We start from the raw sequence: 24,612 nt of genomic DNA, 5'->3' as shown, positions 1-24,612 counted from the left end.
GGATTATAGCCAGTCGCAGGAGGCCGGTTAAAGCGTGTTTCGCTGAAACAGGGCTGGCAGCAGGTATTCACCAACCAGCAGGGAGCTGTTGTGGCCACTGAACAGGGAGCGCCGCGCCAGTTCTGGCTGGGCGGGTATAACCGGTTTGCAGAGGCCGGTTTCCAGTGGGCCCCGTTGCCAGTGGGGGCTGGTGAACAGATAGGCGCCCAAAGGCCGGTTGCCCAGGTGCAACAGCCGTCGTCCCTCGCCTTCCAGGCATCTCAGGGGAATGACCGTTCTGGCCAACACCCAGGGCTGGTTGTCACCACAGAGGCTGACCTCCCGTATCCAGGCGTACTGGCGGTGAGGAATGCACAGACGCCGGGCCTCTTCCAGTGTCGGCGTTGCAAACCCCTCGCGGCGGACCTCAACGTGGAAGGAGCGGCTGCACTGTTTCTGCAGTGCGCGGGTAAACGAGCCCTCCACCTGCAGCCAGTACCGGGCCGGCCCGTGAACCTCGGGGTTCCGAAGGCCGGCAGAGGTCAGCGATTGATACCAGTCCGTCGGAGGTATGGTCAGGCGACTGTCGATGTCAGAGACCCTTGACTGCATAGATGCCGGGCGCATTACGCCAGTAGCCTTTGTAGTCCATGCCGTAGCCGAACAGGAAGCGGTCCTCCACTTCCAGGCCAGTGAAATCGGCCTTCAGGTTCGGGCGGGCTTTGCGGTCATGTTGCTTGTCGACCAGAACTGCCGTCAGTACCTCACTGGCACCGTGGGCACGGCAGTAGTCGGCGATGGCGCACAGGGTAGTGCCCTCATCAAGAATGTCATCGACAATCAGGATGGTGCGGCCGTTCATATCTGCCTCGGGCTGGAGCTTCCACTCAAGGATGCCGCCGGTGGTTTCCTGACGGTATCGGGTGGCGTGCAGGTATTCGGCCTGGACCGGAAACCGGAGCTGGGGTAATAGTTGTCCGGTAAGGATCAGCCCGCCGTTCATCACGCTGAATAACAGGGGGTTACTGTCTTTCAATCGGGCGGTAATATCGTCGGCCAGGTTGCCTATTGCAGTCTGTACCTGCTGTTCATCGACCAGGCAATCGGCTTCGGCCATTACCTGGTTCATTTCGGCGACGGTATCGGTCATATCGGTCGGTCCTGTCGTAAAACGGGCGATTATACCGGAGAGGCGCAACAGAAGGGAGGGGCGGTCCCTGTTGTCAGATCTGTAATTGTGGCTATTGGCAGAAAACTCAGAACTGGACCGTCGGCATTGGCATTGGTCAATTCCGGGGCGATGGGTATGATGGCCTGATTCGACAGTTGTTCGTATGTGTAATGCGAACAAAACACTTGCGTGCATGATTGTCTGACAATTACTATTGCGCCCGGATGATATTGGGAGAAAACCTATGAAGAAGTGGCAGTGCGTGGTTTGCGGTCTGATTTACGATGAAGCCGAAGGCTGGCCCGAGGACGGCATTGAGCCCGGCACCAAGTGGGAAGATGTTCCGGAAGACTGGGTCTGCCCGGATTGCGGTGTCGGCAAGGAAGACTTCGAAATGATCGAGATCGGCTGATATTACCCGGCACGGCAGGTGAAACCCGCCAAGGTTCGTAAAATACAGGAACGCGGTTATGACTGAACAGGCCCCCATCGTTATCGTTGGCACCGGTTTATCCGGCTATTCGCTGGCACGGGAAATCCGGAAGCAGGACAAAGAGACCCCGGTTCTGATGGTGACAGCCGACGACGGCGTGAGCTACTCCAAGCCCATGTTGTCCACCGGCTTTACCAAGGGGAAGGATGCCGACGGGCTGGCCCAGGGCGGGACCGACGCCATGGCGGAGCAGTTGAATGTCCGGATCCGGACCTTTGCCACGGTCACCGGAATTGATGCCGACGCCCACGAACTCATTCTCGGTGATGAACGGCTTGCCTACAGCAAGCTGGTCCTGGCCTGGGGCGCCGATGTGATCCGGCTCGGCCTGGACGGTGATGGTCAGGAGCATGTGTTCTCGATCAATGACCTGATGGATTACCGCGCCTTCCGGGAAGCGCTGGGCGAGGGCAAGCGGGTGGCGATCATGGGGGCGGGTCTGATTGGTTGTGAGTTTGCCAACGACCTGCGCAACGGCGGTTATGAAGTGGATGTGATTGCCCCTTCCGAGGAGGTGATGCCCGGACTGCTGCCGGAGGCGGCCGCCCATGCTGTCCAGCAGGAGCTGGAGAATCTGGGGGTAGGGTTTCATCTCGGAACCGTGGTTGATCGGATCGACCGCAGTGGTGACGGGGTCAGTCTGACCCTGGCCAATGGCGAGACTCTGGAAGCTGATCTGGTACTGTCCGCCGTCGGCCTGCGCCCGAGGACGGATCTCGCCCGCGCTGCGGGGCTTGAGACTGCCAGGGGCATCGTGGTCAATCGCGCTCTGGAGACCTCGGCGCCGGATGTCTACGCACTCGGTGACTGCGCCGAAGTAGACGGTCACGTCCTGCTTTATGTCCTGCCGCTGATGGCCTGTTCCCGGGCGCTTGCCAAAACGTTACTGGGTGAGCGCACCGAAGTGAGCTATGGCACCATGCCGGTGATGATCAAGACGCCCTGTTGCCCCACGGCGGTTTGCCCTCCACTGTCGGAAGCCGAGGGCAACTGGGAGGTTGAGCAGGATGGCAGCAACGTCAAGGCGCTGTTCAAGAGCCCCGGCGGCGATGTCCTGGGGTTTGCGGTAACCGGCAGCTTTGCCATGGAAAAGCAGGCCCTGTCCAAGGAAGTGCCGCCGATACACGGCTGATGCTCCTCTTCTATTCAACAGCCCCGGTTCCACGGGGCTGTTTTGTCATGGCCGGCGACGGCTTTTCATTGCGAAATTTCGCCGCTTGCGGTAGAAAACTCCTTCGTGTGCTAACGAAATCACAGGAGCAGGCATGCTTGAGGTAACCAAGAAACTGGTGGAGTTGCTGGATCTCTCGCCCATCGGTGACGACCACTTCCAGGGTGACAGCGAGGATCTGGGTTTTCCCAACGTCTTTGGCGGTCAGGTTCTTGGCCAGGCGTTGATGGCCGCCAGTCGAACCGTTGAAGGGCGCCTCTGTCACTCCCTCCATGCCTACTTTCTGCGCCCGGGCAATCAGGATATGCCAATCGACTACGAGGTCCAGCGAGTCCGTGACGGTGGCAGTTTCTCGGTGCGTCGGGTGATTGCCCGCCAGGATGGCAAGGAAATCCTGACCGGCTCCATGTCGTTCCAGGTGGCCGAGGAAGGTTTCGAGCATCAGTTGACCATGCCGGATGCGCCGGACCCGGAAACGCTTCGCTCGGAACAGGAATGGGGCCAACTGCTGGCCCCCCAGGTGCCGGAAAAAATGCGGCCGATCCTGACCCGTGACCGCCCGATCGAGATCCGTCCGGTAAACCCGGTCAATCCCCTGAAGCCGGAGAAGCGCCCGCCCCACAAGCAGAGCTGGTTTCGTGCCCAGGGGCACCTGCCGGACGATCCCGTGCTTCACCGCTGCCTGCTGACTTACGCATCGGATTTCCAGTTTCTCGGTACGTCACTGAACCCCCACGGTCTGACATTCATGAGCAAGGGGCTGCAGGTGGCCAGCCTGGATCACGCCATCTGGTTTCACCGGGATTTCCGCATGGACGAATGGCTGCTGTACGACAAGGACAGCCCCAGTGCGTCGGCTGGCCGGGGATTCAACCGCGGCAATTTCTTCAACCAGGACGGTGTGCTGGTGGCATCCACCACCCAGGAAGCCCTGATCCGTCAACGGTCCTAGGCAGTCAGCCCAGCTTGCGCTGGTCCGGTTGCTGATGGTTCCGGTCCAGCCAGTCCATCAGTTCGTCGAACGGCAGCGGCGGTGTCAGCAGGTAACCCTGGATCATGTCGCAGCCCATGTCCCTGAGCATATTGGCGGTTACCTCATCCTCCACACCCTCGGCCACGACCTGATAGCCCAGGCTGTGGCACATATCAATGGTGGTCTGCACAATCACCCGGTCTTCCGCCTCGGTGGTGAGCTCGGTGACCAGTGACCGATCAATCTTGACCTCGCTCGCAGGTAACTGCTTAATGTAGGACAGTGAGGAATAGCCGGACCCGAAGTCATCGATCGACACCGGGATGCCGGTGGCGCTGAGCGAGTTCAGCGCCCTCAGTGAGTTGCCCGGGTCCTGCATCATGGAGGTTTCCGTTACCTCAAAAATAATCGAGCCCTGATGGCTGTGATAGCTGTTCATCAGACGCTGGACAAAAATGGGAAAGTCCGGCTCCCGCAGGTTGTTGGGCGAAATATTGATGGATATGTTCAGGGGCCAGCCGCGCTCCAGCAATCGCGAGCGCAATTCCAGTGATTGCTCAATCACCCACCGGGTCAGAGGTTTGATCAGCCCGGTCTGTTCCGCCAGGCTGACAATCTCATCGGCGCGGATCGGTTTCGCCCGCCCGGGCCATCGAATCAATACCTCAACCCCGACAATCCGACCCGTTTTCAGGCTCTGCTTGGGCTGCATGAACAGCGCCAGCTCGTTGGTGTTGAGGGCATGTCGAAGCTCCGACACCATGGTTAGCCGGTCGGCGCTGTAGGAGTCTTTCTTGGACTTGTAATAGGCAAGACCCCGCTCCCGGGCAGAATCCGATCCTTCGGCGATCACCGCACGGCGTATCAGGGTGTTGGCATCCGTACCATGCTCCGGGAAGATTGCCACCCCAAGCCTGGGGTCCAGGGGAATCTGCATGCCCAGATAGTCAATCGGGTAGCGTATGCCTTCCAGGGCCTTGAGAATGGCCCTTGGCACGGAGCCTGTGGCATCGGCGTCGACAATAAACGCGAATGTCTGAGGATCCAGTGATGCCAGGTAGAAATTACGCTGGTCGCTCTGTTCCACCGGCATCGCGCCCGGCAGTTCCCGCGCCACGGCATTGTAGTGCTTGGACGCCAGTTCCAGAATCCGGTCACTGTTGCGGTGCCCGAGGGTTTTGGTGACCGACTGCAGGTTGTTCAGGTGGATGACGGCGACGCCATAGCGTCGCTCGGGGCTGCGCAACATCAGGTCGTTCAGCATCATCTCCAGGCTGCCCCGATTGGGAAGTCCGGTGAGCGGATTGTGCAGGGCATGATCCATCAGCTTCAGCTCCGCTGACCGCCGTGCCGCCAGGGCGTTCAGTTCGGCTTCCCGGGCGTCCACCTTGTCCTGCCGTTCCTGGTAAAGCCTCGCCGCCAGGGCCAGGGTGAGCAGAATGGCTTCCAGTGCCGATCCGATCTGCATGCCGTAGGTGGTCACAAAATTGTTGGGCAGCAAGCCGTACTTGTTGGCCGCGGTTATTGCACTGCCCAGCGTCAGTGCCGCCCAGGCCACCGTGTAATAACCGGCCTGTGGGTTGCCCTTCCACCATTGCACCGGCCCCAGAACGGTGAGCAACAGGCAGCTGGGTATTGCCAGGGCTACGGTCAGCCGACTGCCGGTGCTGTAATCGAGAAAGAACGTCATCAAGGCAACCACGGCGTTCAGTGAAATCATGAACAGCACGAGCCGATTCAGTAACGGGCCTGTGTAGGTCAGTTTCAGGAATGAGCGGGAGAACACGAGTGTGAACAGCAGAGCGAAGGGCACGGCCAGTAACATTATCTGGTTCTGCAGAGCCGGGCTGTTCGGCCACAGAAACTGAAAAGTGGCGCCATTCAGGCTGCCGATCAGCAATAAATAGCCCAGTGTCGAAAGCACATAGAGCAGGTACACCGGCTCTCTGAGAGCGCCAAAGATAAACAGATTGAAAAAAATCACCGTAATCAGGATGCCGTAGTAGAGCGCATGCATCTGGTCTTCGGTGGAGGAGTGTTCGAAGAAAGCCTCGGCGTTCCACAGCCTTATCGGAATCTGCATGGCACCCTCGGTGCGCACCTCCAGCAGAATCCCGTACTCGCTGGCGATGCTCTGTTCGAAGGGGAACAGAAAATGCCGGTGCAGTATCGGGCGTTGATCGAACGGAACGTGATCCCCGGTCACAATGCGCCGGGCAATCCGGCCGTTTTCCAGCAGATGGAAGGTGAGTTTGTCCAGCTGTGAGTAGCGGACTTCCAGCAGATTGATAGTGGCAGGATGGGCCACCGGAAACCGGAGCCAGACGGCGTCCCGGATGTAGCCGAAATTCGGACTTTCTTCCTCGAGGGTTTGCCAGTCTTTGGAGACCAGGGCCTCACTGGCTGTCAGGCTGTCATCCGGGGCGGCGCGCAGATACTCGATCTGCGGAACATAGGAATCCTCAGCCCCCAGGGATGGGGCAGCCAGACCCGATAACAGCAGGAGCGTTATCAGTAAACGAAGCCAGAAAGTGGAAGCCACGTAGTACCGTTTGCTTGTTGTTGTCCAACGGAGTATGGCGTGTCGCCTTTGGCGGCTCAAGTCACCGGCAGGACCTGTTTGGCAAAATTTTGTAGTCAGGACTCAGATCTGCTCAAGCCATGACCGGACCCAGGGCAGGGCTTCGGCTTCCGGCTCCATGGTTTCCAGGGCATCAATTCGAAGCGTGTCTCCCACCTTGCGAGCAGCGGTCTCGTATAGCGCTTCCTCAACCAGGTCGCCGGCGCCACAGAAGGTGTCACCGTAGGAACTGTCGCCCAGCACGATGACGCCAAACGGCCGACCCGGTTGTTGGGGCAGTTGGTCCCGCAGATCCAGATAGAAGGGCAGCAGGTTGGCTGGCACTTCACCCTGCCCGGTCGTGGATGTGCAGACCAGAAGCGGATCGTTGTTCGAGGTGATGTCGTCCAGCGCCGGGTTCTCCAGCACGGTTATGTGGTGGCCTTCGCTCTCCAGTTCCTTCTTGATGGCTCGGGCCGTCATGAGTGCGCCACCATAGACGCTGCCCACCAGGATTCTGATTGATGTCATAGGTTATCTGCTCGCTGCCTTGGCACTGTTCATACGGTCGTTCGGTGGCGCACGATCATAGCGGGAGTGCTTTCTCGCCTCAAGGCGAGTGGCTGGGGCAGGGCTCGCTTTCCTGGCTTCGAACCCGCGGTGCTATCCGGTTGCGCCCGGATTCCTTGGCATTGTAGAGGTTCAGGTCGGCCTGTTTGAGAAGATCGTCAAGTGACCGGGCCTTGGCTATGGAGCAGACACCGGCGCTGATGGTTACCGGTAATGCCTGATCCCTGAACCGGAACGGGTGCCTGGCAACTTGAGACCGCAGTCTTTCAGCCAGGCTCAGGGCCTGCAGCAGGGAAGTGTCAGGCAATAACACCAGAAATTCTTCACCGCCCCATCGGGCCGCGACATCCGCCTGCCGAATCACGGTTCGCATCAATGCAGCGAATTCCCGCAGGACATCGTCGCCCGCGTCATGTCCGAACTGGTCGTTGACCTGTTTGAAAAGGTCGAGATCGATCAGGGCAATGGAGAAGTGGTGGCCGGAGCGCTGGTAGCGGGAAAACTCCATGATCAGGCGGTTCTGCATTTCACGGCGGTTGGCCAGCCCGGTGAGCTCGTCGGTGCGGGCGGCGTGCTCATGGGTTTCAGCCAGTGCCAGAAGTTCATTACGTGCTTTCAGCCGGCTGGCCTCAAGGACGAAACAGAAAATCGATTCGAAGGTCAGGGCCGCAAAAAAGCGGATCTTGAAATCCATGCTGTATTCCGCCGACACCAGCGGCAGCCCGGGAAACTGGAACACCACCACCGCGACCAGGTAGCAGAACAGCAACACCGCCGTGCCGGTTTTCAGGTCAGTCAGGTAAAAGAGCAGAGGCGGGAAGACGTAGAACCAGAGTGGCCCGGTGTTGCTCTCTCCGCCGGAAGCAATCAGGTAGGTGAAAAGCAGGCCGACAATAACGATCATTCCGGCTTTCTGGCGTGCGCGGTTGCCGGTGCTGGCAAAGTGCAGCATGTTCACGGCAATCAGACCGATGAAGGACCAGAGCACCCAGGCATGGGTCTCGTGTCCGGCGAACCAGGCCTTGGTACCGATGCCAACCAGAAAAGCGATAGCGGTTGCCGAGAGCCAGGTGAGCAGACGCGAGACCTGGCCGTCTTCCCGTTCGCCGGCAGCGAGCTGTCCGGAGGAAGTTGAATGAGGCATGGGAACCTTTTTTTGCTGTTTTTGTAATTTTGGCGCTTATGTCCGGGATTATGAGTCAATTTAGTGCGTTTTTGCACTCGAGTCTGTGATGTGTTTAGTCTGTGTGAATTGTGACCGTTTTATTTCATTTTCATGTCAAAAAAATTATAGTTGCCGCGCGAAAGTGTTCGCCCCCAATCCTCACAGACTAAACGAGACCTGATCTGTTATGGCCCGTTCGAGCGGATTCCTGGATACCCTTCTCACCAGCCCTACCACGGAACGATACAGGGTCGGCATCAGCCTGCTTTTCTTACTTGGCGTGTGGCTGACTGTCGGATCATTCAGCCAGGGAATGCCCAACAGTATGTTGCTGATGGCCGCCGCGGTGATTGGCGGGTACATGGCGATCAACATTGGCGCCAATGACGTTGCCAACAACGTGGGGCCAGCGGTGGGTTCTGGTGCCCTGTCCCTGGGTGCTGCTGTTCTCATCGCAGCCGTTTTCGAGGCCGGCGGCGCGATCATCGCCGGCGGTGATGTGGTCTCCACCATCAAGGGTGGCATCATTGATCCCTCCAATCTGGAAGAGAGCAGGGCGTTCGTGTGGCTGATGACCGCCGCTCTCCTGGCTGGCGCCCTCTGGCTGAATCTGGCCACCTGGATGGGCGCGCCTGTGTCTACAACCCATTCCATCGTTGGTGGCGTTCTTGGCGCCGGTATCGCTGCGGGCGGCTGGGGGATTGCTGACTGGGCGGTGATGGGCAAGATTGCCGCCAGCTGGGTGATTTCGCCGGTGCTTGGCGGTGCTCTGGCAGCCCTGTTCCTGTTTGCGATCAAGAAGACTGTGCTCTATCGGAAAGAGGTCATTCCGGCGGCGAGGACCTTTGTTCCCTGGCTGGTGGCAATCATGGCCTGGGCTTTCGGAACCTATCTGATGATCAAGGGTGTGAAGAAAATCGTCAAAGTCGATTTTCTTGAGGCGACGCTGATCGGTCTTGCCGCGGCTGCGGTGGTGTTCTTCGTCATGCGCACCCTGGTGGGCCGCATGGCATCGACCATGGAAAACAGCTCGGCAGGCGTGAATACCCTGTTTACCTGGCCGTTGATCTTTGCTGCCGCCCTGCTGAGTTTTGCTCACGGTGCCAATGACGTCGCCAACGCCATCGGTCCCCTGGCGGCAATTAACGATGCCCTGTCCGCGAATTCTGTGGTGACGTCTGCCAGCATCCCGATGTGGGTAATGATGGTGGGTGCCCTGGGCCTGGCCGTTGGCCTCATGCTGTTCGGGCCACGCCTGATCAAGACCGTTGGCAGTGAAATCACCGAACTGGACAAGACCCGGGCATTCTGTATCGCCCTGTCGGCTGCGCTTACGGTGATCCTCGCGTCCCAGCTGGGCTTGCCGGTCAGCTCCACCCATATCGCCATAGGCGGCGTGTTCGGCGTTGGCTTCCTCCGGGAGTACCTGAAGTCCAACTATGCGACCCAGCTGCACAAGATCATGGAGCACCACGACCCCGCCGAGCAGGAGCGTCTCAAACCCTTCCTGGATGATTTTCGTAATGCCTCGGTGGAGGAGATGGAGAACCTTCTCAAGCAGGCCAAGAAGAAAAAGCAGGTGCCTTTGTCCAAGTCCGAGCGCAAGCGCCTGAAGAAGATCTACCGGGAAGAAATGGTGAAACGTTCGCACCTGGTGCGCATTGCGGCGGCATGGATCATCACGGTACCGGCGTCTGCCATCATGGCCGCGATCCTGTTCTTTACGCTCCGGGGCTTGTTGATCTGACCGGGCTGGTTGTATAAACCGAGTTTGGTCATACTATCTTTAAAAAGGGGTGGCTCACCCCTCAAGCCTAATTGTCCATGGAGTGAAGTATGAGTTCATCCGTTGAAAGCCGTCAGGCGAAGATGATTGATGAGCTGAGGACCTTTATCAAGAAGGTTCTGAGCGATCCGACCATTGCCGTTAAATCCATGGAGATCGCCCGCAAGCATCGTGGTCAGCCGAACGCCGAGGAGCTGATTGCACAGGAGATCAGTGCCAGCACCAATATCCGGATTCCGGAGAACTGGAGTGAGGCGGACAAGATGTTCCTGGATATCATCCACGATGTTCTGGATGATGAAGAGGCGCTTTACTAAGGCCTTGTCTGCAGGCTTGGGAGAAGCGAGCCGGGCGGGGGATGGTTCAAAAACACGCTGTGAATACGTCCCTGTACGCTTGGCTCCGCCATCCCTGGCTCCGCACAGTTTTTGAACCATCCCCCGCCCGGCTCACCTGAGCCATGGTTGTGGCCAAAAATGGTCATGGCTAAGTCTTTTGGGCCCTTCAGGCCTGTCTCGCGTTTGGCGTAGCCTGCTTCAGGACTGCATCCGCCATCTGGTGCAGGATGCTGATCTCATCCTCGATACCCTCATCCCGTGATAATTCTCTCTGTTCCGAAAGGATGTCTGCCAGGATTTCCCTGGTGGTCAACGGGTTAGCCAGTACCACCCGGAACACGATGCACGGGAAGTTGAAGTAACGGGCCGGCTCCAACCGGGTCCGTGACACGAACGCCTTGCCCCGTTCCCGCTGGGTTTTCTGGATGAACTTGGTGATCCGGTTCAGGCAGGTGTTGAGCTTTTCCGCCTGCAGGGGATCGGCAATTGCCAGAGCTTCCTGGACGTTTTCCGGGCAGTAGCGGTAGGTCAGGATGTTCAGTTCGGGCTTGGTAACCAGCTCGAAATCCGGTTCTGCTTCGATCATTTCCGCGAAGGTTTTGGCCTTGTCGATGCCCTGGTCTATCAGGATCTCGTAGCCTTCCCGGGCCAGGATTTTCAGGCCGGAGTGGATCAGCATGGACATGCCGGGCCGTGAGCCTTCCAGGGTGGTGCTGCCAAGATCCCGGGAGCCCTTGCGGATGATGTACTGGGCGTGGTGTTCAACGGCGCTGGCCAGGCTCGGGTCGCGGAATACCACGAGGCCCACGCCCATGGGTACGTAGAGCTGTTTGTGGGCGTCGAAAGTGACGGAGTCGGCCTTCTCGATGCCCCGCAGCAGGTGTTTGTAGGTGCGGGAGAACAGTGTGGGCCCGCCCCAGGCGGCATCCACGTGGAAGTGGGCGCCGAATTCCCGGGCGATGTCGGCCATGGCGTCCAGGGGGTCGACGTTGCCGGTTTCGGTGGTGCCGGCCACACCGCAGATGGCCATGACCTTGATTTTCTGGCGCTGCAATTCCAGGCACTTGTCCCGCAGGGCGTCGGTGTTGATGCGGTTTTCGTCGTCGGTGTCCACCGGTATCAGGGATTCGCGGCCCAGGCCGAGCACGTCGGCGGCTTTGCGCAGGGAATAGTGGCCGCGCCGCGAAACGACGATGGCGGCGCCTTCGTAGCCGTAGTATTTCAGCGCCCGGAACAGGCCTTCCTGGTGCAGGCCCCGGAAGCTGCCTTCAGCCGGGAACGCCCGGTTGCGGGCGACCCACAGGGCGGTCAGGTTTGCGACGGTGCCGCCGGAGCACATGGCACCCAAGGCATAACGGGGGTCGTGCATCCACTTGCGGTAGAAGGCGCCGTCTTCCTGATACACCAGGCGGTGGATCATGCCCAGTACCTGGCGCTCCATGGGCGTGAACGCCTTGGAGGTTTCGGTTTTGACCAGGTTCTGGTTCAGGGCAATCATGATCTTCGACAGCGGCAGCATGAAGTACGGCAGCGCTGAGGTCATGTGCCCGATAAAGGCCGGAGAGGCGGTGTGAACGGAATTGGCCACCAGTTTGTCGAGCAGGAACTGGGCCTGTTCAGATACGAAGACGGGCTTCTCGGGAATGCTGTAGTCGGAGAAGTCTTTCTCCACATCCGAGAGGTCCCGTTCAACCGCAACAATGTGTTCCTGCAGGAAGCCTGCAAGATTGCGGGAGATGTTCTGGTCAATCCGGCTCAGCGTGGATTCCGGTGCCTCGGGCACCGTGAACACGCGATACATGGCCTCTACCGAGGCCTGTGCGGATTTCTTCTTTCCGGTCATAGGCGCCACTCACATTCAGTGGTCATCCGAAGGGCCGGTTCCGGATGCCCTGCGGATACGGCCGGCATTCATGTCCGGCATTGGTTTCTGGTCACCTGCTTCTGGCAGGCGCACTGGCATCCCTGAGGGGGCGTAGTATACGGCGTGGCGACAGGTTACGCCACACGGCCGCTGCTCAGGTTATTGCTTCCCGGTCAGAGTATTTCCCGGTGTATATCCAGTATGGCAGCATCCACGCGTTCTTCGATGGCTTTTTCGATCTGGTCCAGACGCTGGGTAATCTGCTGGGAGGAGGTGCCCAGGGCGGCAATGGTCCAGGTGGCGCAGTCGAGGGCCTCCTGGTCGGCGGTTTCGGCTACCGCGAGATCGGGTTCTTTGCCCCAGACGGCCTTCAGGGCGGTGAAGACTTTGCGCTTGGCTTTGAGGTCGTCGCAGCCATAGAGCTGGAAGTGCAGGGTCAGTACGCCCACGTGGGGCGTGATAACCGGCTGCTGGGGCGCTTGGCCTTCCCTCAGGAGTTTTCTCAGGGCTTCTGACATGTTTGGTTCGCCAGGCTTGAAATGGGCCGAAAAGATGTCGGATTACGGCTTCGCCTAATCCGACCTACTGTCCGGGTAAAAGTTAACCGTAGGTCGGATTAGCCAAAGGCGTAATCCGACAGATCTGGATAACAGCAACCACTTACCCTACTACAGGCGCTGCCCGTTTGATAATGGCTGCCGGATCGGTGCCCGAGGGCAGGTTGCCGTAGTTCATACCGCCATTGGACTGGAGTCTCGAGGCGCAGAAGGCGTCGGCGACGGCGGCATCCGAGTGGCGGAGCAGCAGTGAGCCCTGCAGGGCCAGGGCCATGCGGTCGACCAGGTTGCGGGCGCGGTACTGGAAATCGCTGATGTCGGCGAAGTCGTGTTGCAGCTGAGCCAGGAACTGGTCGAAGCGGCGGTCGGCTCCTTTGGCTTCGGCGGCCTCTTTGAAGAAGGCGTCGAGGGTTTCCGGCTCTTTTTGCAGGGCGCGCAGGGTGTCCAGGCACTGGACGTTGCCGCTGCCTTCCCAGATGGCATTGACCGGTGATTCCCGGAACAGCCGGGGCATGATGCAGTCTTCCATTACGCCGCTGCCGCCGATGCACTCCATGGCTTCGTAGGCGTGGTTCGGCGTGCGTTTGCAGATCCAGTATTTGCCGACAGGGGTGGCCAGGCGCGCCAGCAGGCGTTCGTGCTCCTTGTCCTGGTTGTCCAGGGCGCGGGCAATGCGCATGGTGTAGGCCAGTGCCGCCTCGCTTTCCAGGGCCAGGTCGGCCAGGACATTCTGCATCAGAGGCTGATCGATCAGGCGGGCGCCGAAGGCGCTGCGGTGACGGCAGTGATGACTGGCCTGGGCGATGGCCTGACGCATGCCGGCGGAGCTTCCGATCATGCAGTCGAAGCGGGTCATGGCCACCATTTCAATGATGGTGGGCACACCGCGGCCTTCTTCGCCAACCATCCAGGCAAGGGCACCGCGCAGTTCGGCTTCGCTGGAGGCGTTGGCGACGTTGCCCATCTTGTTCTTCAGGCGCTGGACCTGCCAGGGGTTCTTGGTGCCGTCCGGACGCCAGCGGGGCATCAGGAAGCACGAAAGTCCTGCCTGTGTCTGAGCCAGTACCAGGAAGGCGTCGCACATGGGGGCAGAGACGAACCATTTGTGGCCTACCAACTCATAGGCCTGGCCGGGGCCTCCCGCGCCGACCGGATAGGCTCTGGTGCTGTTGGCGCGAACGTCGCTGCCACCCTGTTTTTCAGTCATGGCCATGCCAATGGTGACCGAGCTTTTCTGGCTGTCCGGCAGGTTGCGCGCGTCGTAGCTGTCGGCCAGGATGCGAGCTTCCCAGTCCGCCGCCAGCTCCGGCTGTTTCCGGATAGAAGGAATGGCCGCGAAGGTCATGGTGACCGGGCAGCAGTGGGCAGCTTCCACCTGGGAGTGCATGTAGTACTTGGCAGCACGGGCAACGTGTGCGCCCTGGCAGGGATGGCTCCAGGGGCTGCTGTGCAGGCCGTTGTCGAAGGCAATCCGCATCAGCTCGTGATAGGCCGGATGGAAGTCCACTTCATCAATGCGGTGGCCGTACCGGTCGTGGGTATTGAACACCGGTTTGTTGGCGTTGGCGCGAAACCCCAGGTCAATGGTTTCGGCGGCCCCTGCGAGAGCTCCGAATGCCTTGAGGTCCTCGGCGGCTTTACCGGCACCTTCCCGCAGGGCGGCTTCCTGCAGGGCAATGTCCTGCTCGAACAGATTGTAGTTCTCCAGGGCCGGCGGCTGATTGAAGACCTCGTGGGTGGTGGCCAGGTAGCGGTCTTCCTGGTCGTTTGATGGCATCTCTGGCCGGGGCTGCGGCGCGTTCATAGCTACCTCCTGGTGCCGGTTAACCCCTGCATACAAAAGCGGATGATGGAATTGACCAGCGGGTCATTGTTGTCTTCTGTTGCGCTGTTTTCCTGGCTGGTCTGTGTTGGTGACAGTGGACCAACCAGGCTTTCCGCGATGGCGCCGACCAGGCATGTACTGCTCTGGCGAGCGTCCTGATCCGGGATGCACCCTTCGTCAATGCCCTCGCGGATCGCTTTCTCGAACAGGTTGGCGTAGGCCTTGCGATACGCCAGTCGTTCCTCTTCCACTTTTGGGTCCACCGGCTCGGCGATCAGTGACCAGGCCATTTGCGGGCCTTTCAGCGCCCGCTCGGCAAATTGTCTGAGCGCCCGCTCCAGCCGTTCGGCGCCGTTTCCGCCGGATGCGAGGGCCTCGGCGACCTTGTCGACTTCCCGTTGGGTCGCCAGTCGGAAAATTTCGGCGAACAGGTCTTCTCTGGACTCGAAATGCCGGTAGATAGTTCCTGTGGCAACGCCGGCCAAGCCGGCGATACGGGTCACCCGCGCGCTTCTGAAACCGCCCTCGGCCACGCACTGATAGGTGCAGTCCACGATCCGTTTTCGCGCCTCGGCCTTACGCTGGCGCATTTTCTCTGTTTCTCGATAGGCCATTCCGGCTCCCTATAAGTAGTGAATCATTATTCATTCTTTGTGTCAATTTTTTGAGCCACAGACGAATATAAAATTTCCGCATGCAATTCAATTGCTTGTTGTTCGTTACAAAAATTTACAAAAAAGTCGTTGCCAGTAAATAGCGTGGTCACAAAAAGCAGATTATAAAGACGCCAAGACGAAGCCGCAGGCGGTCGTTCGTCGATACGGAGTGAGGTTCCCTGTGGGGTCGCAGCACTCGACCATCTGTTTTCGTTGATGGAGAAAAGATTATGAGTGAATTCGACGAAAGCAACCTGGAGCAGTCCGGAAGCTGGACCAGCGACAGTGACGACAACCATTCCATAGCCGGCCGTGCCCGCGTTCGTGCACAGTTGCAGGCAGACATTGAAGCGTTCCTGAGCCAGGGCGGAAAGATCCAGGAAGTGGATACTTCCTTCCGTTCTGATACACCGCGCAAGGTGGAAGTGGGTTTTAACAACCGCTCCCTCTGAACGTAAAGGCGGCAGTCCGGGGCACTCCGCCCCGGCTCCGTTTTTGATCCCTGTCTCGGTATGACCTGTCAGCGTCGTTTATCCTCTTTCATTATCATTTTGCGCCGTTAGCCTGGGCAAATCGCCAGTCACCCGATAATCCGGACACCTCTTTGGTAATGAAGCCTCGCATCCGTCTTTTCCTTGTTTTGCTACTGATCATAGCAGCTGTCGGCAGCTTCTGGAGGATGACTGCAGACCCGGTCGCCGTTGACGACCCGGTTGCTTCGGCGCCTGTTGACGAGCCCCCGATATCCGTAAGCCAGGATGAGGGCGCTGCGGCACCGTCCGACCTCGTCAACAACGCCTCTTCAGTCCGTATTCCCGAGCAGTTGCCGGCCTCGCTGGCAGGCACGTCGGTCCCGGACGGTTGGGCCCGGACGGACCGGCTCGGCAATCTCATTCCGACCCCCCATCTTCGGCAGCTGTTCGAGTATTTCCTGTCAGCTCTGGGAGAGGAATCGCTGCATCAGTTGGTGGCGCGTATTGAGACGGCTCTGTCGGCCCTGGAAGAGCCGGCGAGATCCCAGGCCCTGGCAACCCTGGGAAACTACCTGGAATACAAACTGGCTGTTTCTGATCTGGAACAGAGCTACGGAGAGGTGTCCGGACTTGGCGCCAGGGAAATGCAACGGAGGATGGCAGAAATCCAGGCCCTGCGCCGGACCTGGCTGGATGCTGACACTGCCGACGCTTTCTTTGCCGACGATGAGGCGGTGGACCGTTTCCAGATTGAAAAACTCAGGATCACAAGCGACGACAGTCTGACCGACGAGCAGAAGGCCGAGGCTTTGCGCCAGGCCGAGTCTTCTCTGCCGGAACCTCTCCGGAAGGCCAGGGAGGAAACCCGCCGGTTTGCGGACTATGAACAGGTACGCCGGGCGCTGGCAGATGATCCCGGGGCGCTTGCGGCCTGGCGTCAGGAGGCTTTTGGTGAGGCCGCGGCGGAAAGGCTGGCCCGGCTTGATCAGGAGCAAAAGGCCTGGGATCGCCGTTGGCAGGCCTACGCCAGCGAGCGGGACCGGTTGTTGTCCTCTGGGCTGGCCGAGCCGGAGCGCCGGGAAGCGCTGGAGCGGCTCAGAGCCAGCCACTTCAATGAAACCGAACGGATTCGTGCCCAGGCGCTGGATTCGATCCGGTAATCAGCCTGTCATTTAATCGCTTTATCCTGCTGAGGGAGTCTGCAACCAGCGGCGTCGGCCGTGTATGATGGCGCAAAGGGCGCCCGGCGAATGCCGCGACGGTCCATCAGACTTTTTGTTCAGCCATTCAGGAGGTTGTCAGTGCCGATTCCGACTCCCCGTGCTTTTCCCGCCACCCGTCTGCGCCGTAACCGGGCCAGTGAGTTCTCCCGTCGCCTTGTTCGGGAAAACCAGCTCACGCCGGACAACCTGATCTATCCGGTGTTCGTGCTGGAGGGTGAGGGCCAGCGGGAAAAGGTGCCTTCGATGCCGGGGGTGGAGCGTCTGAGCATTGATCTTCTGGTGGAACAGGCCGCGGAGCTGGTGGAATTGGGTATCCCGGCCATTGCCCTGTTTCCGGTGGTGCCGGCTGAGAAGAAGAACCTGTCCGGCTCCGGGGCCTGGGATTCGGACGGTCTGGCACAGAGAGCGGTTCGCGCTCTGAAAAAAAACCAGCCGGAACTGGGTGTGATTACAGACGTGGCGCTGGACCCGTTCACCACCCATGGCCAGGACGGCATCATCGACAACGACGGCTATGTTCTCAATGACGTCACCGTCGAGGCGCTGGTCAATCAGGCGCTTTCCCATGCCGACGCCGGCGCCGATGTGGTGGCACCGTCAGACATGATGGATGGGCGAATTGGTGCCATTCGCGAAGCCCTGGAGAACGGTGGCCATGTGAACACGCGGATCCTGGCCTATTCTGCCAAGTACGCATCAAGCTATTACGGGCCTTTTCGCGACGCGGTGGGCTCGGCCGCCAATCTCGGCAAGGGGAACAAGGCCACCTACCAGATGGATCCGGCCAACAGTGACGAAGCATTGCATGAGGTCTCGATGGACCTGGCCGAAGGCGCGGACATGGTGATGATCAAGCCCGGTATGCCGTATCTCGATATCGTGCACCGGGTGAAGACGGAATTGCGGGTACCGACATTCGTTTACCAGGTCAGCGGCGAGTACGCGATGCACATGGCTGCGGCCCAGAATGGCTGGCTGGACGGCGATGCGGTGATGATGGAAAGCCTGATGGCCATGCGTAGAGCCGGAGCCGACGGTATTCTGACCTACTTTGCCGTGCGCGCGGCGCGATTGATGCGGGATCAGCGGCACGGATAAGCCAAGCAAATCATTCGCCGGTAGTGGCGAACACACTGGAATCGAGGAACCATGACAACGGAAACGGCGAAGAATCAGACGGCAGGGGATGACCGGAGTGTGCCTGCGCCGGTAGATGTGCCTCCGGTTGGTGAGGAGATCAACCTGGATGCCAATGAAAATTACTTTAACCGGGAACTGAGCCAGCTGCAGTTTAATTACCGGGTACTCAAGCAGGCGCTGGATACGACCCACCCGTTGATCAACCGTCTGATTTTCTGCTGCATCTTCAGCAGCAACATGGACGAGTTCTTCGAGATCCGCGTGGCAGGTCTGCGGCAGCAGATGAAATACGGCCGCGAAACGGTTGGTGCCGATGGCATGATGCCGGACCAGGCCCTGGCGGAAATCAGCCGTGTTGCCCACGAGTACATCCGCGAACAGTACGACATACTGAACAATGTGCTGATTCCCGAGATGGAGCAGGAGAACATTCATTTCGTCCGTCGTCGGGAGTGGACGCCGGAGCAGGCGGAGTGGGTGCGAACCTATTTTGAAGAGGAAATCCTGCCGGTGGTCAGCCCCATCGGACTGGATCCGTCACATCCGTTTCCACGCCTGGTCAACAAGAGCCTGAACTTTATTGTTGAACTGGATGGCAAGGATGCCTTCGGCCGGGAAACCGGCATGGCGATTGTGCCGGCTCCCCGCTCCCTTCCGCGTCTGGTGCGGCTGCCTGATGATGTCTGCAACGGTGGCGAGAACCTCGTTTTCCTGTCGTCTATGATCCACGCCCACGCCGATGAACTTTTCCCCGGCATGGAGGTGAAAGGCTGCTATCAGTTCCGGCTGACCAGAAATGCTGACCTTGAGCTTGAGGACGACCTGGAAGACCTGGCCTCGGCCCTTCGTGGTGAGCTGCTCAGCCGCCGATTTGGTGATGGGGTGCGTCTTGAGGTTGCTGACAACTGCCCGGAAGAACTGGTGCAGTTCCTGCTCAAGGAGTTCGGCCTGACTGAGCGGGATCTTTACCAGGTGCATGGCCCGGTCAACCTGACCCGGCTGATGGCGGTCGGTGGGCTGGTGGACCGGCCGGATCTGACCTATTCCGGCTTTTCGCCATCGATTCCCAAGCAGATCCGCAGCAAGGAGTCGATGTTCGACGCAATCCGCAAGCGCCCGATCCTGCTGCTGCATCCCTATGAGAATTTCAGTCCGGTGGTCGATCTGCTGCGTCAGGCCGCCAAGGATCCCCAGGTTCTGGCAATTCGACAGACCCTCTACCGTACCGGGGCAGATTCGGAAATCGTGGAAGCCCTGGCAGATGCCGCACGCCGTGGTAAAGAGGTTACTGCCGTTATCGAGCTTCGGGCCCGTTTCAGCGAGGCTGAAAACCTGGAGCTGGCCAGCCGGCTGCAGGAGGCCGGGGTGATCGTGGTGTACGGCGTGGTCGGGTACAAGACCCACGCCAAGATGATCCTGATTGTCCGTCGCGAAGAGGGGCGGCTGCGTCGTTATGTCCACCTGGGCACCGGTAACTATCACGCCGGTAATGCCCGCCTTTATACCGATTACAGTTTCATGACCTGTGACGAGTCCATCGGCGACGACGTCAACAAGCTGTTCCAGCAGCTGACGGGCATGGGCAAGGCTCTGAAGATCAAAAAACTTTTCCATTCGCCATTCACCCTGCACTCGCGTCTGCTCAGCCTGATTGAGCGCGAAGCCGGCTATGGCGAGAAAGGCCGGATTATCCTCAAGTTCAATGCGCTCACCGAGATCCAGCTGATCAAGGCGCTTTACCGGGCCTCCCAGGCGGGTGTGAAAATCGATCTGATTATCCGCGGTATCTGCTGCCTGCGTCCGGAAGTGCCGGGCCTCTCCGAGAATATTCGGGTAAGGTCCATCATCGGACGTTTCCTTGAGCATACCCGGGTCTACTACTTCGGCAATAACGGCCGCCCGGATGTGTATTGTTCCAGCGCCGATGGCATGGAGCGGAACCTGCTTAGCCGGGTTGAAACCGCTTTTCCCCTGGATGATCCTGAGCTGGCTGCCAGGGTCAGGGAAGATCTGGATACCTACCTGGCCGATAACTGCCAGTCCTGGGTACTGCAACCGGACGGCAGCTATATCCAGAACCAGCCCGGTGACGACGAAGAACGCCTGGCCTCCCAGCTGGTATTGCTGGAAAGGCTGACCGGAAAGACCTGATTCCTGAACTGGAGAACGCGTTTGAATGCCAAATGGATGATTGCTGGCGCCGGTGTGCTGGCTGTGGCCGGTGGCCTGCCCTGGGTCGTAGGGTACGTCACTGAACAGCAGTGGCAGCAGGCAACGGAGGAGGTGAACAGTGCCCAACCGTTCCTTCGTATGGAAACTGATAACTACCAGAGGGGCATTCTCGGTGCCCGCTTCAATGGTTCGGTCAACCTGAGGAACCCGGAAACCGGAGAATCCCGGCAGTTTGCCTATCGTGCCACGGTGACCCATGGGGTAACCGGCAGCCTGATGGATTTTGAGCCCGAGGGAGGCTGGTCTTCAGGGGATCTGGACTGGTCTTCCGGCGAGAAGCCAAGACTGACCCTGGAAACCCGACTCTGGGGCACTGCAGTACTTGAGCTCGAAGCGCCCCAGATGAGCGTAACTGACGCGGATACTGGGGAAACCCTCGCTTCGAGTGGCGGTCTGGCAAGAGTTGAGATCAGTGATGCAGGCTCGCACGCGGATGCCCTGATGGTCTGGCCGGCCTTAACCCTGTCTGGTCCGGATGTGGATATTCGGGTTAGTGACTTCCGCCTCGAGCAGACCATGAGCCATCTCACGGGTGAGGTCTGGACCGGCTCTGGCGAGATTGTGGTGGACTCGGTTGCTGTGACACCGACTGCGGACGCGGCCTTTACGCTCAAGGAGATTTCGGTGCGTAGCAGCAGTGAGTCAGTCAATGATGGCGAGCGTCTGGATTCGCGGATGGCATTCGAGGTTGGCGGCGTTTCAACGGCCGATGAACAATACGGACCGCAGCGACTGGTGTTCGCATTGTCAGGGCTGGATGTGGCGGCCTGGAGTGGGCTTACCGAGAGCCTGTCATCGCTGCAGACCCTGGCCCTCAGCCAGGCCTCGGGAGGTCCTCAGCAGTTCGAACAGCAGATGGCTGCGATGCAGCAGGTAAACACGGCCCTGCGTGACCTCGCCGCTGCTGGCTTTTCGATTGGTTTCCCGGAACTGACCGTCACCACCCCGGAAGGTGTGGTTGAAGGCAGTGCCCGGATTTCCCATCCGGAGCTGACAGCGGATCAGAAGGGCGAGATGCTGATGGTGATGCAGCGGCTGACCGGCGAAATGGATCTCAGCCTGCCACTTGCGCTCGCGGAGGAGTATCCCGAATTCCAGCTGCAGCTTGCGCCTCTGATCAAACAGGGATTGCTGGTTCAGCAAGGTGATCGGCTGGTGCTTGATGCCAGTATGAAAGACCTGATGCTGGACGTGAACGGGGTGGAAATCCCTTTGCCCCCGTTGCTCTGAAGCCTGGTTTACTGCCACAAAAAAGCCCCGTTGATCGGGGCTTTTTTGTGGCAACAGGTTCAGCTGAACTTCTTTTTCAGGGCAGCCTCTACCGCTGGATCGACAAATTCCGAAACGTCGCCGCCCAGGGAGGCGATTTCCCGAATCAGGGTGGAGGAGATGTAGGACAGGTGATTGGCCGGTGTCAGGAAAACGCTTTCCACTTCGGGCGCGAGCCGGCGGTTCATGTCGGCCAGCTGGAACTCGTATTCGAAATCAGAAACCGCACGAAGGCCGCGGAGGATCACAGTGGCGCCCTGTTCACGGACGAAATCGGCCAGCAGGTTGCTGAAGCCGGTGACGCTGACATTGGGGAGGTGCGCGGTCGCCTGGCGGACCAGTTCGCAGCGTTCTTCCAGATCGAGAAGTGGCTGTTTCTTGGGGTTGTAGGCGATGGCAACGACGATTTCATCAAACATTCTGCCGGCACGTTCGATCAGGTCGGTGTGGCCGTTGGTGATGGGATCGAAGGTGCCCGGGTAGATGACTTTGGACATGCGCAGCTCCTTTCTTTGCAAGCGCCTAGGATAGCAGCATTTTCGGAGACTCTGTAGGCGTCCGGGGCTTCAGGCAGTGCATGTCGGCTATGTGCTGGGCCGACTGGAAGGGCTTGTCCGGGAAACGCTACGAGCACATCCCTGTGCGCTTGAGCGAAGCCATCCATGGCTTCTCACATTCCCGGACAAGCCCTTCCAGCCAGCCTGTCTAGTCCCGCGTAAGCATCCCCGACGGAAACCGGGCCTTCATCAGCGGGCACTGCTAACTGGCGGTTTGCGAGAGTTTTTGCGCTAACCGACTACTGTTGCGTGCCGCCAGGGCATACACCGACAGCTGCGGGTTTGCCCCGATGCTGGTCGGGAAGATCGAAGCATCGTGGACGCTGAGGTTGCCAACGTGGTGGTGTTCACCAAAGCCGTTGACGACCGAGTTTTGCGGATTGCTGCCCATGGCGCAGCCGCCCATCTGGTGGGCGGTGAACAACCGGACCCGGTGGGGTGCCATGGGTACTTGGTTGATGGCGGCTTTGGCGTCGGCCCAGTTGGTGTACCAGTCGGAATCCAGGTGCATCAGGCGGACTTTGTCGGCGCCGGCGGCGAACTGGATTTCGGCCATGGTGTGGAAGGCTTCGCGGATGCCGGTCCAGAGGTAGTCGGTGACCGGGTAGTCCAGTACCGGGCTGCCGTCGTCGCGGAGGGAGACGGTTCCACCGGGGCTTTCGGGGTGGAAGCCGTCCCGGAGCAGGGCGATGACGGACTGCATGTGGGGCAGGCCGGCCATGTTGTTGATCTGGGTTTCGCCGTGGCCGGGGATGACGCCGCTGGACATGCCCGGGTGCAGCGGTGGTACCTCGAGTTTGTAGCCAACCGGGCCGTCGACGCCGTTGCGGAAGTTGAATTCGTCAGAGTAGATGGACTGAGGCGCGCCATAGAATGGATCGACACGCTGAGGCATCTGGGCGACGGTGGCGTTGACCGGGTGGATGAACGAGCGCTTGCCGATCCGCTGGTGTGGATCCGGGATGTCGGAGCGGAGCAGAAGGCCGGGGCTGCCGATGGCGCTGGCGGCGACCACGAAGTGTCTGGCTTTGAGGTTGACCTTGATTCCGGTTGGGGTGACGCCGTCATCGGCAAACGCAGATGCTTCCAGGTGGTCGATCTGGTCCTGTTTCATGACCAGGCGGTCGGCGCGTAGGCTGTGGAATAACCGGGCGTTGTTATCGAGCGCGCCCGGGATGGTGGTCATCAGGGCGCCCTGTTTTGCGTTGGTCGGGCAGCCGACGCCGCAATAGCCCAGGTTCCAGCAGCCTTTGACGTTGCGGGGAATGATCTGCCAGCTGTAGCCCAGTTTCTCGCAGCCCTGGCGCAAGATGTCATTGTTGACGTTGGGATCTGCCTGCCAGGGCGACATGGAATGCCGTTCTTCCCGGCCATCGAACCAGGGCGCCATGGCGTCTGGCCGGAGTTCTTCCAGTCCGAACTGGTCGGCCCAGTATTTCAGGGTCGGCGCCGGTGTGCGGAAACTGCTGGTCCAGTTCACGGTGGTGGAGCCGCCCACGCAGCGGCCCTGCAAGATGGCGATCGCCCCGTCCCGGGTTACCCGACTCATGCCTTCCTGATAGAGGTTGGCATAGGAGGTTTGCTCGTCCATCTTGAAGTCTTTCTGGTAATACAACCGGCCCTCTTCAACGAGGATTACGGACAAACCGCTGCGGGCCAGAATCTCGGCGGTGGTGCCGCCACCGGCGCCGGTTCCGATAACAACAACGTCGGCTTCCGTGGTCAGGCTTTCCGTCAGGTGGGCACCATCGGTGACTTTCCAGCCCGATTCCAGGCCCCGGGCAATACGATCGGTTAATGACATGCTTGGCTCCGTCAGATCAGCTGGTAATCAGGCGTTTTGGAATTGTGGCAAGGCGTCGACTGCATATTGCGGCGGCCCGGGATAGCCGGACAGGTGCCAGAAGTCCCGATAGCCGTAAAACGCCACGTTGCTGATCTTGGTCAGGGCAATGTAGCCATTGTTGAACAGCCCGATGCGGCTGGTGCGCCAGCGCTCCAGAAACGCATCCGCTTCCCCTGTGGTTACGTTCGGCCAGCTGGACCAGACCCGGGCTACGGTCACCCGGGTAAGCCCGAAGTTCAGCAGATCAAAGAGTTGCCGAAGTTCCTTCTGGTTGGCCGGTCCGAACTTGTGGATGCCGGCATCAATACGTTCAATGGTCCCGGCAATCGCCATGTTTCTGGCCTGGGGTTGCTCTGGCAAGCCCGGGCCAATCATGGCGGGCAGCAGGGCCTCAAACAGGGCAATGTCATCCTCGTTCAAAAACCGGAATTGGTAGCTGGCGTCCATCCGGGTGCCAACGGCACTCAGCCGACCTGCCGGCTCGGTGGCACAACCACTCAGCCCTGCGGTGACACTGACAGTACCCAGGAAGAGGGCACCGCCCAGACCGGTTTTCAGAAAGCTTCGGCGGTCGATGTTTGTGAAATCACGAGAATGGGAAGAAGTTGGATGATCATTCATGGATCCGTCTCTTATTATTTTATTTTGGTGCCTGCAAAAAGCTTGATCGGCTGAGGCGGGTAGGGGGTTGCGGGACTGTGCAAAACAGGGATGTTTTGCTCAAGCCTACATGGACGTATCCACGGCGTGTCCCGAAAGCCCCT

Annotated in this window: 22 protein-coding genes; 10 read left to right on the top strand and 12 right to left on the bottom strand. The window is 59.5% G+C overall.

Translation table 11 applies throughout. The features are described from left to right. Positions 1-27: 27 nt before the first annotated feature. Together ACO06L_RS12265 and ACO06L_RS12260 are read right to left on the bottom strand one after the other, a co-directional pair. Positions 28-606, bottom strand: a complete 579-nt coding sequence (locus tag ACO06L_RS12265) for a chorismate--pyruvate lyase family protein (RefSeq protein ID WP_421845747.1) — start codon at positions 604-606, stop codon at positions 28-30. Then, positions 572-1,129 (bottom strand): hypoxanthine-guanine phosphoribosyltransferase, encoded by a 558-nt coding sequence (locus tag ACO06L_RS12260; protein WP_202346033.1) that lies wholly within the window; start codon positions 1,127-1,129, stop codon positions 572-574. The genes ACO06L_RS12265 and ACO06L_RS12260 overlap by 35 nt, the downstream gene beginning before the upstream one ends. 265 nt (positions 1,130-1,394) lie before the next feature. Here ACO06L_RS12260 and ACO06L_RS12255 point away from each other — a divergent pair, with 265 nt between their 5' ends. The 3 genes from ACO06L_RS12255 (at position 1,395) to ACO06L_RS12245 (ending at position 3,766) form a co-directional block, all read left to right on the top strand. Beyond that, entirely contained in the window at positions 1,395-1,562 is a 168-nt protein-coding gene (locus ACO06L_RS12255; RefSeq protein WP_008173532.1) for a rubredoxin, read from the top strand. A gap of 58 nt (positions 1,563-1,620) precedes the next feature. Beyond that, positions 1,621-2,775 (top strand): NAD(P)/FAD-dependent oxidoreductase, encoded by a 1,155-nt coding sequence (locus ACO06L_RS12250; protein ID WP_202346032.1) that lies wholly within the window; start codon positions 1,621-1,623, stop codon positions 2,773-2,775. A 133-nt stretch (positions 2,776-2,908) separates the two neighbouring features. Continuing rightward, the gene (locus ACO06L_RS12245; RefSeq protein ID WP_092030536.1) at positions 2,909-3,766 is read left to right on the top strand and encodes an acyl-CoA thioesterase; all 858 of its coding nucleotides are present in this window, start codon (positions 2,909-2,911) and stop codon (positions 3,764-3,766) included. Between the two features lie 4 nt (positions 3,767-3,770). On the opposite strand, the gene ACO06L_RS12240 is transcribed toward ACO06L_RS12245, so the two are convergent. The 3 genes from ACO06L_RS12240 to ACO06L_RS12230 form a co-directional block, all read right to left on the bottom strand. Next, positions 3,771-6,329, bottom strand: coding sequence for an EAL domain-containing protein (locus ACO06L_RS12240; RefSeq protein WP_202346031.1), 2,559 nt, complete (start codon positions 6,327-6,329; stop codon positions 3,771-3,773). 102 nt (positions 6,330-6,431) lie between these two features. After that, positions 6,432-6,878, bottom strand: coding sequence for a flavodoxin (locus tag ACO06L_RS12235; protein WP_202346030.1), 447 nt, complete (start codon positions 6,876-6,878; stop codon positions 6,432-6,434). A 79-nt stretch (positions 6,879-6,957) separates the two neighbouring features. Beyond that, the gene (locus ACO06L_RS12230) at positions 6,958-8,061 is read right to left on the bottom strand and encodes a GGDEF domain-containing protein (RefSeq protein ID WP_202346029.1); all 1,104 of its coding nucleotides are present in this window, start codon (positions 8,059-8,061) and stop codon (positions 6,958-6,960) included. Between the two features lie 208 nt (positions 8,062-8,269). On the opposite strand from ACO06L_RS12230, the gene ACO06L_RS12225 reads away from it, so the two are divergent. Further along, on the top strand, positions 8,270-9,829 hold the full coding sequence (locus ACO06L_RS12225; protein WP_064229765.1) for an inorganic phosphate transporter: 1,560 nt from the start codon (positions 8,270-8,272) through the stop codon (positions 9,827-9,829). An 89-nt stretch (positions 9,830-9,918) separates the two neighbouring features. Then, on the top strand, positions 9,919-10,185 hold the full coding sequence (locus tag ACO06L_RS12220) for a hypothetical protein (RefSeq protein WP_069182143.1): 267 nt from the start codon (positions 9,919-9,921) through the stop codon (positions 10,183-10,185). 187 nt (positions 10,186-10,372) lie between these two features. On the opposite strand, the gene panP is transcribed toward ACO06L_RS12220, so the two are convergent. The 4 genes from panP to ACO06L_RS12200 form a co-directional block, all read right to left on the bottom strand. After that, positions 10,373-12,049: a pyridoxal-dependent aspartate 1-decarboxylase PanP gene (gene panP, locus ACO06L_RS12215; RefSeq protein ID WP_202346028.1), complete on the bottom strand. Its 1,677-nt coding sequence runs from the start codon at positions 12,047-12,049 to the stop codon at positions 10,373-10,375. 194 nt (positions 12,050-12,243) lie between these two features. After that, positions 12,244-12,588: a DUF503 domain-containing protein gene (locus ACO06L_RS12210; protein ID WP_202346027.1), complete on the bottom strand. Its 345-nt coding sequence runs from the start codon at positions 12,586-12,588 to the stop codon at positions 12,244-12,246. Between the two features lie 142 nt (positions 12,589-12,730). After that, entirely contained in the window at positions 12,731-14,431 is a 1,701-nt protein-coding gene (locus tag ACO06L_RS12205) for an isovaleryl-CoA dehydrogenase (protein WP_202346026.1), read from the bottom strand. Positions 14,432-14,433: 2 nt separating this feature from the next. Next, entirely contained in the window at positions 14,434-15,066 is a 633-nt protein-coding gene (locus tag ACO06L_RS12200) for a TetR/AcrR family transcriptional regulator (protein WP_202346025.1), read from the bottom strand. Positions 15,067-15,338: 272 nt separating this feature from the next. Here ACO06L_RS12200 and ACO06L_RS12195 point away from each other — a divergent pair, with 272 nt between their 5' ends. The 5 genes from ACO06L_RS12195 (at position 15,339) to ACO06L_RS12175 (ending at position 21,406) form a co-directional block, all read left to right on the top strand. Then, the gene (locus ACO06L_RS12195) at positions 15,339-15,560 is read left to right on the top strand and encodes a hypothetical protein (RefSeq protein WP_064229770.1); all 222 of its coding nucleotides are present in this window, start codon (positions 15,339-15,341) and stop codon (positions 15,558-15,560) included. 227 nt (positions 15,561-15,787) lie between these two features. Further along, entirely contained in the window at positions 15,788-16,741 is a 954-nt protein-coding gene (locus tag ACO06L_RS12190; RefSeq protein WP_227715758.1) for a lipase secretion chaperone, read from the top strand. A gap of 141 nt (positions 16,742-16,882) precedes the next feature. Next, positions 16,883-17,902 carry a porphobilinogen synthase gene (hemB, locus tag ACO06L_RS12185; protein ID WP_202346023.1) on the top strand — a complete coding sequence of 340 codons (1,020 nt, stop codon included), beginning with the start codon at positions 16,883-16,885 and terminating at the stop codon, positions 17,900-17,902. Between the two features lie 51 nt (positions 17,903-17,953). After that, a complete protein-coding gene (gene ppk1 / locus ACO06L_RS12180) occupies positions 17,954-20,095 on the top strand; it encodes a polyphosphate kinase 1 (RefSeq protein WP_202346022.1) in 2,142 nt (713 codons plus the stop codon). A 21-nt stretch (positions 20,096-20,116) separates the two neighbouring features. Next, complete coding sequence (locus ACO06L_RS12175; RefSeq protein ID WP_202346021.1) at positions 20,117-21,406, top strand: DUF945 family protein; 1,290 nt, start codon at positions 20,117-20,119, stop codon at positions 21,404-21,406. A gap of 59 nt (positions 21,407-21,465) precedes the next feature. Here the strand turns inward: ACO06L_RS12175 and coaD are convergent, their stop codons facing one another. The 3 genes from coaD to ACO06L_RS12160 form a co-directional block, all read right to left on the bottom strand. After that, positions 21,466-21,942: a pantetheine-phosphate adenylyltransferase gene (coaD, locus tag ACO06L_RS12170; protein ID WP_008173494.1), complete on the bottom strand. Its 477-nt coding sequence runs from the start codon at positions 21,940-21,942 to the stop codon at positions 21,466-21,468. A 262-nt stretch (positions 21,943-22,204) separates the two neighbouring features. Beyond that, a complete protein-coding gene (locus ACO06L_RS12165; RefSeq protein WP_202346020.1) occupies positions 22,205-23,806 on the bottom strand; it encodes a GMC family oxidoreductase in 1,602 nt (533 codons plus the stop codon). A gap of 27 nt (positions 23,807-23,833) precedes the next feature. Next, entirely contained in the window at positions 23,834-24,469 is a 636-nt protein-coding gene (locus ACO06L_RS12160) for a hypothetical protein (RefSeq protein ID WP_202346019.1), read from the bottom strand. Positions 24,470-24,612: the final 143 nt, after the last annotated feature.

The sequence above is a fragment of the Marinobacter sp. genome (assembly GCF_965229985.1).
GTDB lineage: Bacteria > Pseudomonadota > Gammaproteobacteria > Pseudomonadales > Oleiphilaceae > Marinobacter.
The sequence above is the reverse complement of the archived record's forward strand: the minus strand, read 5'-3'. Positions and strand labels throughout refer to the sequence as shown.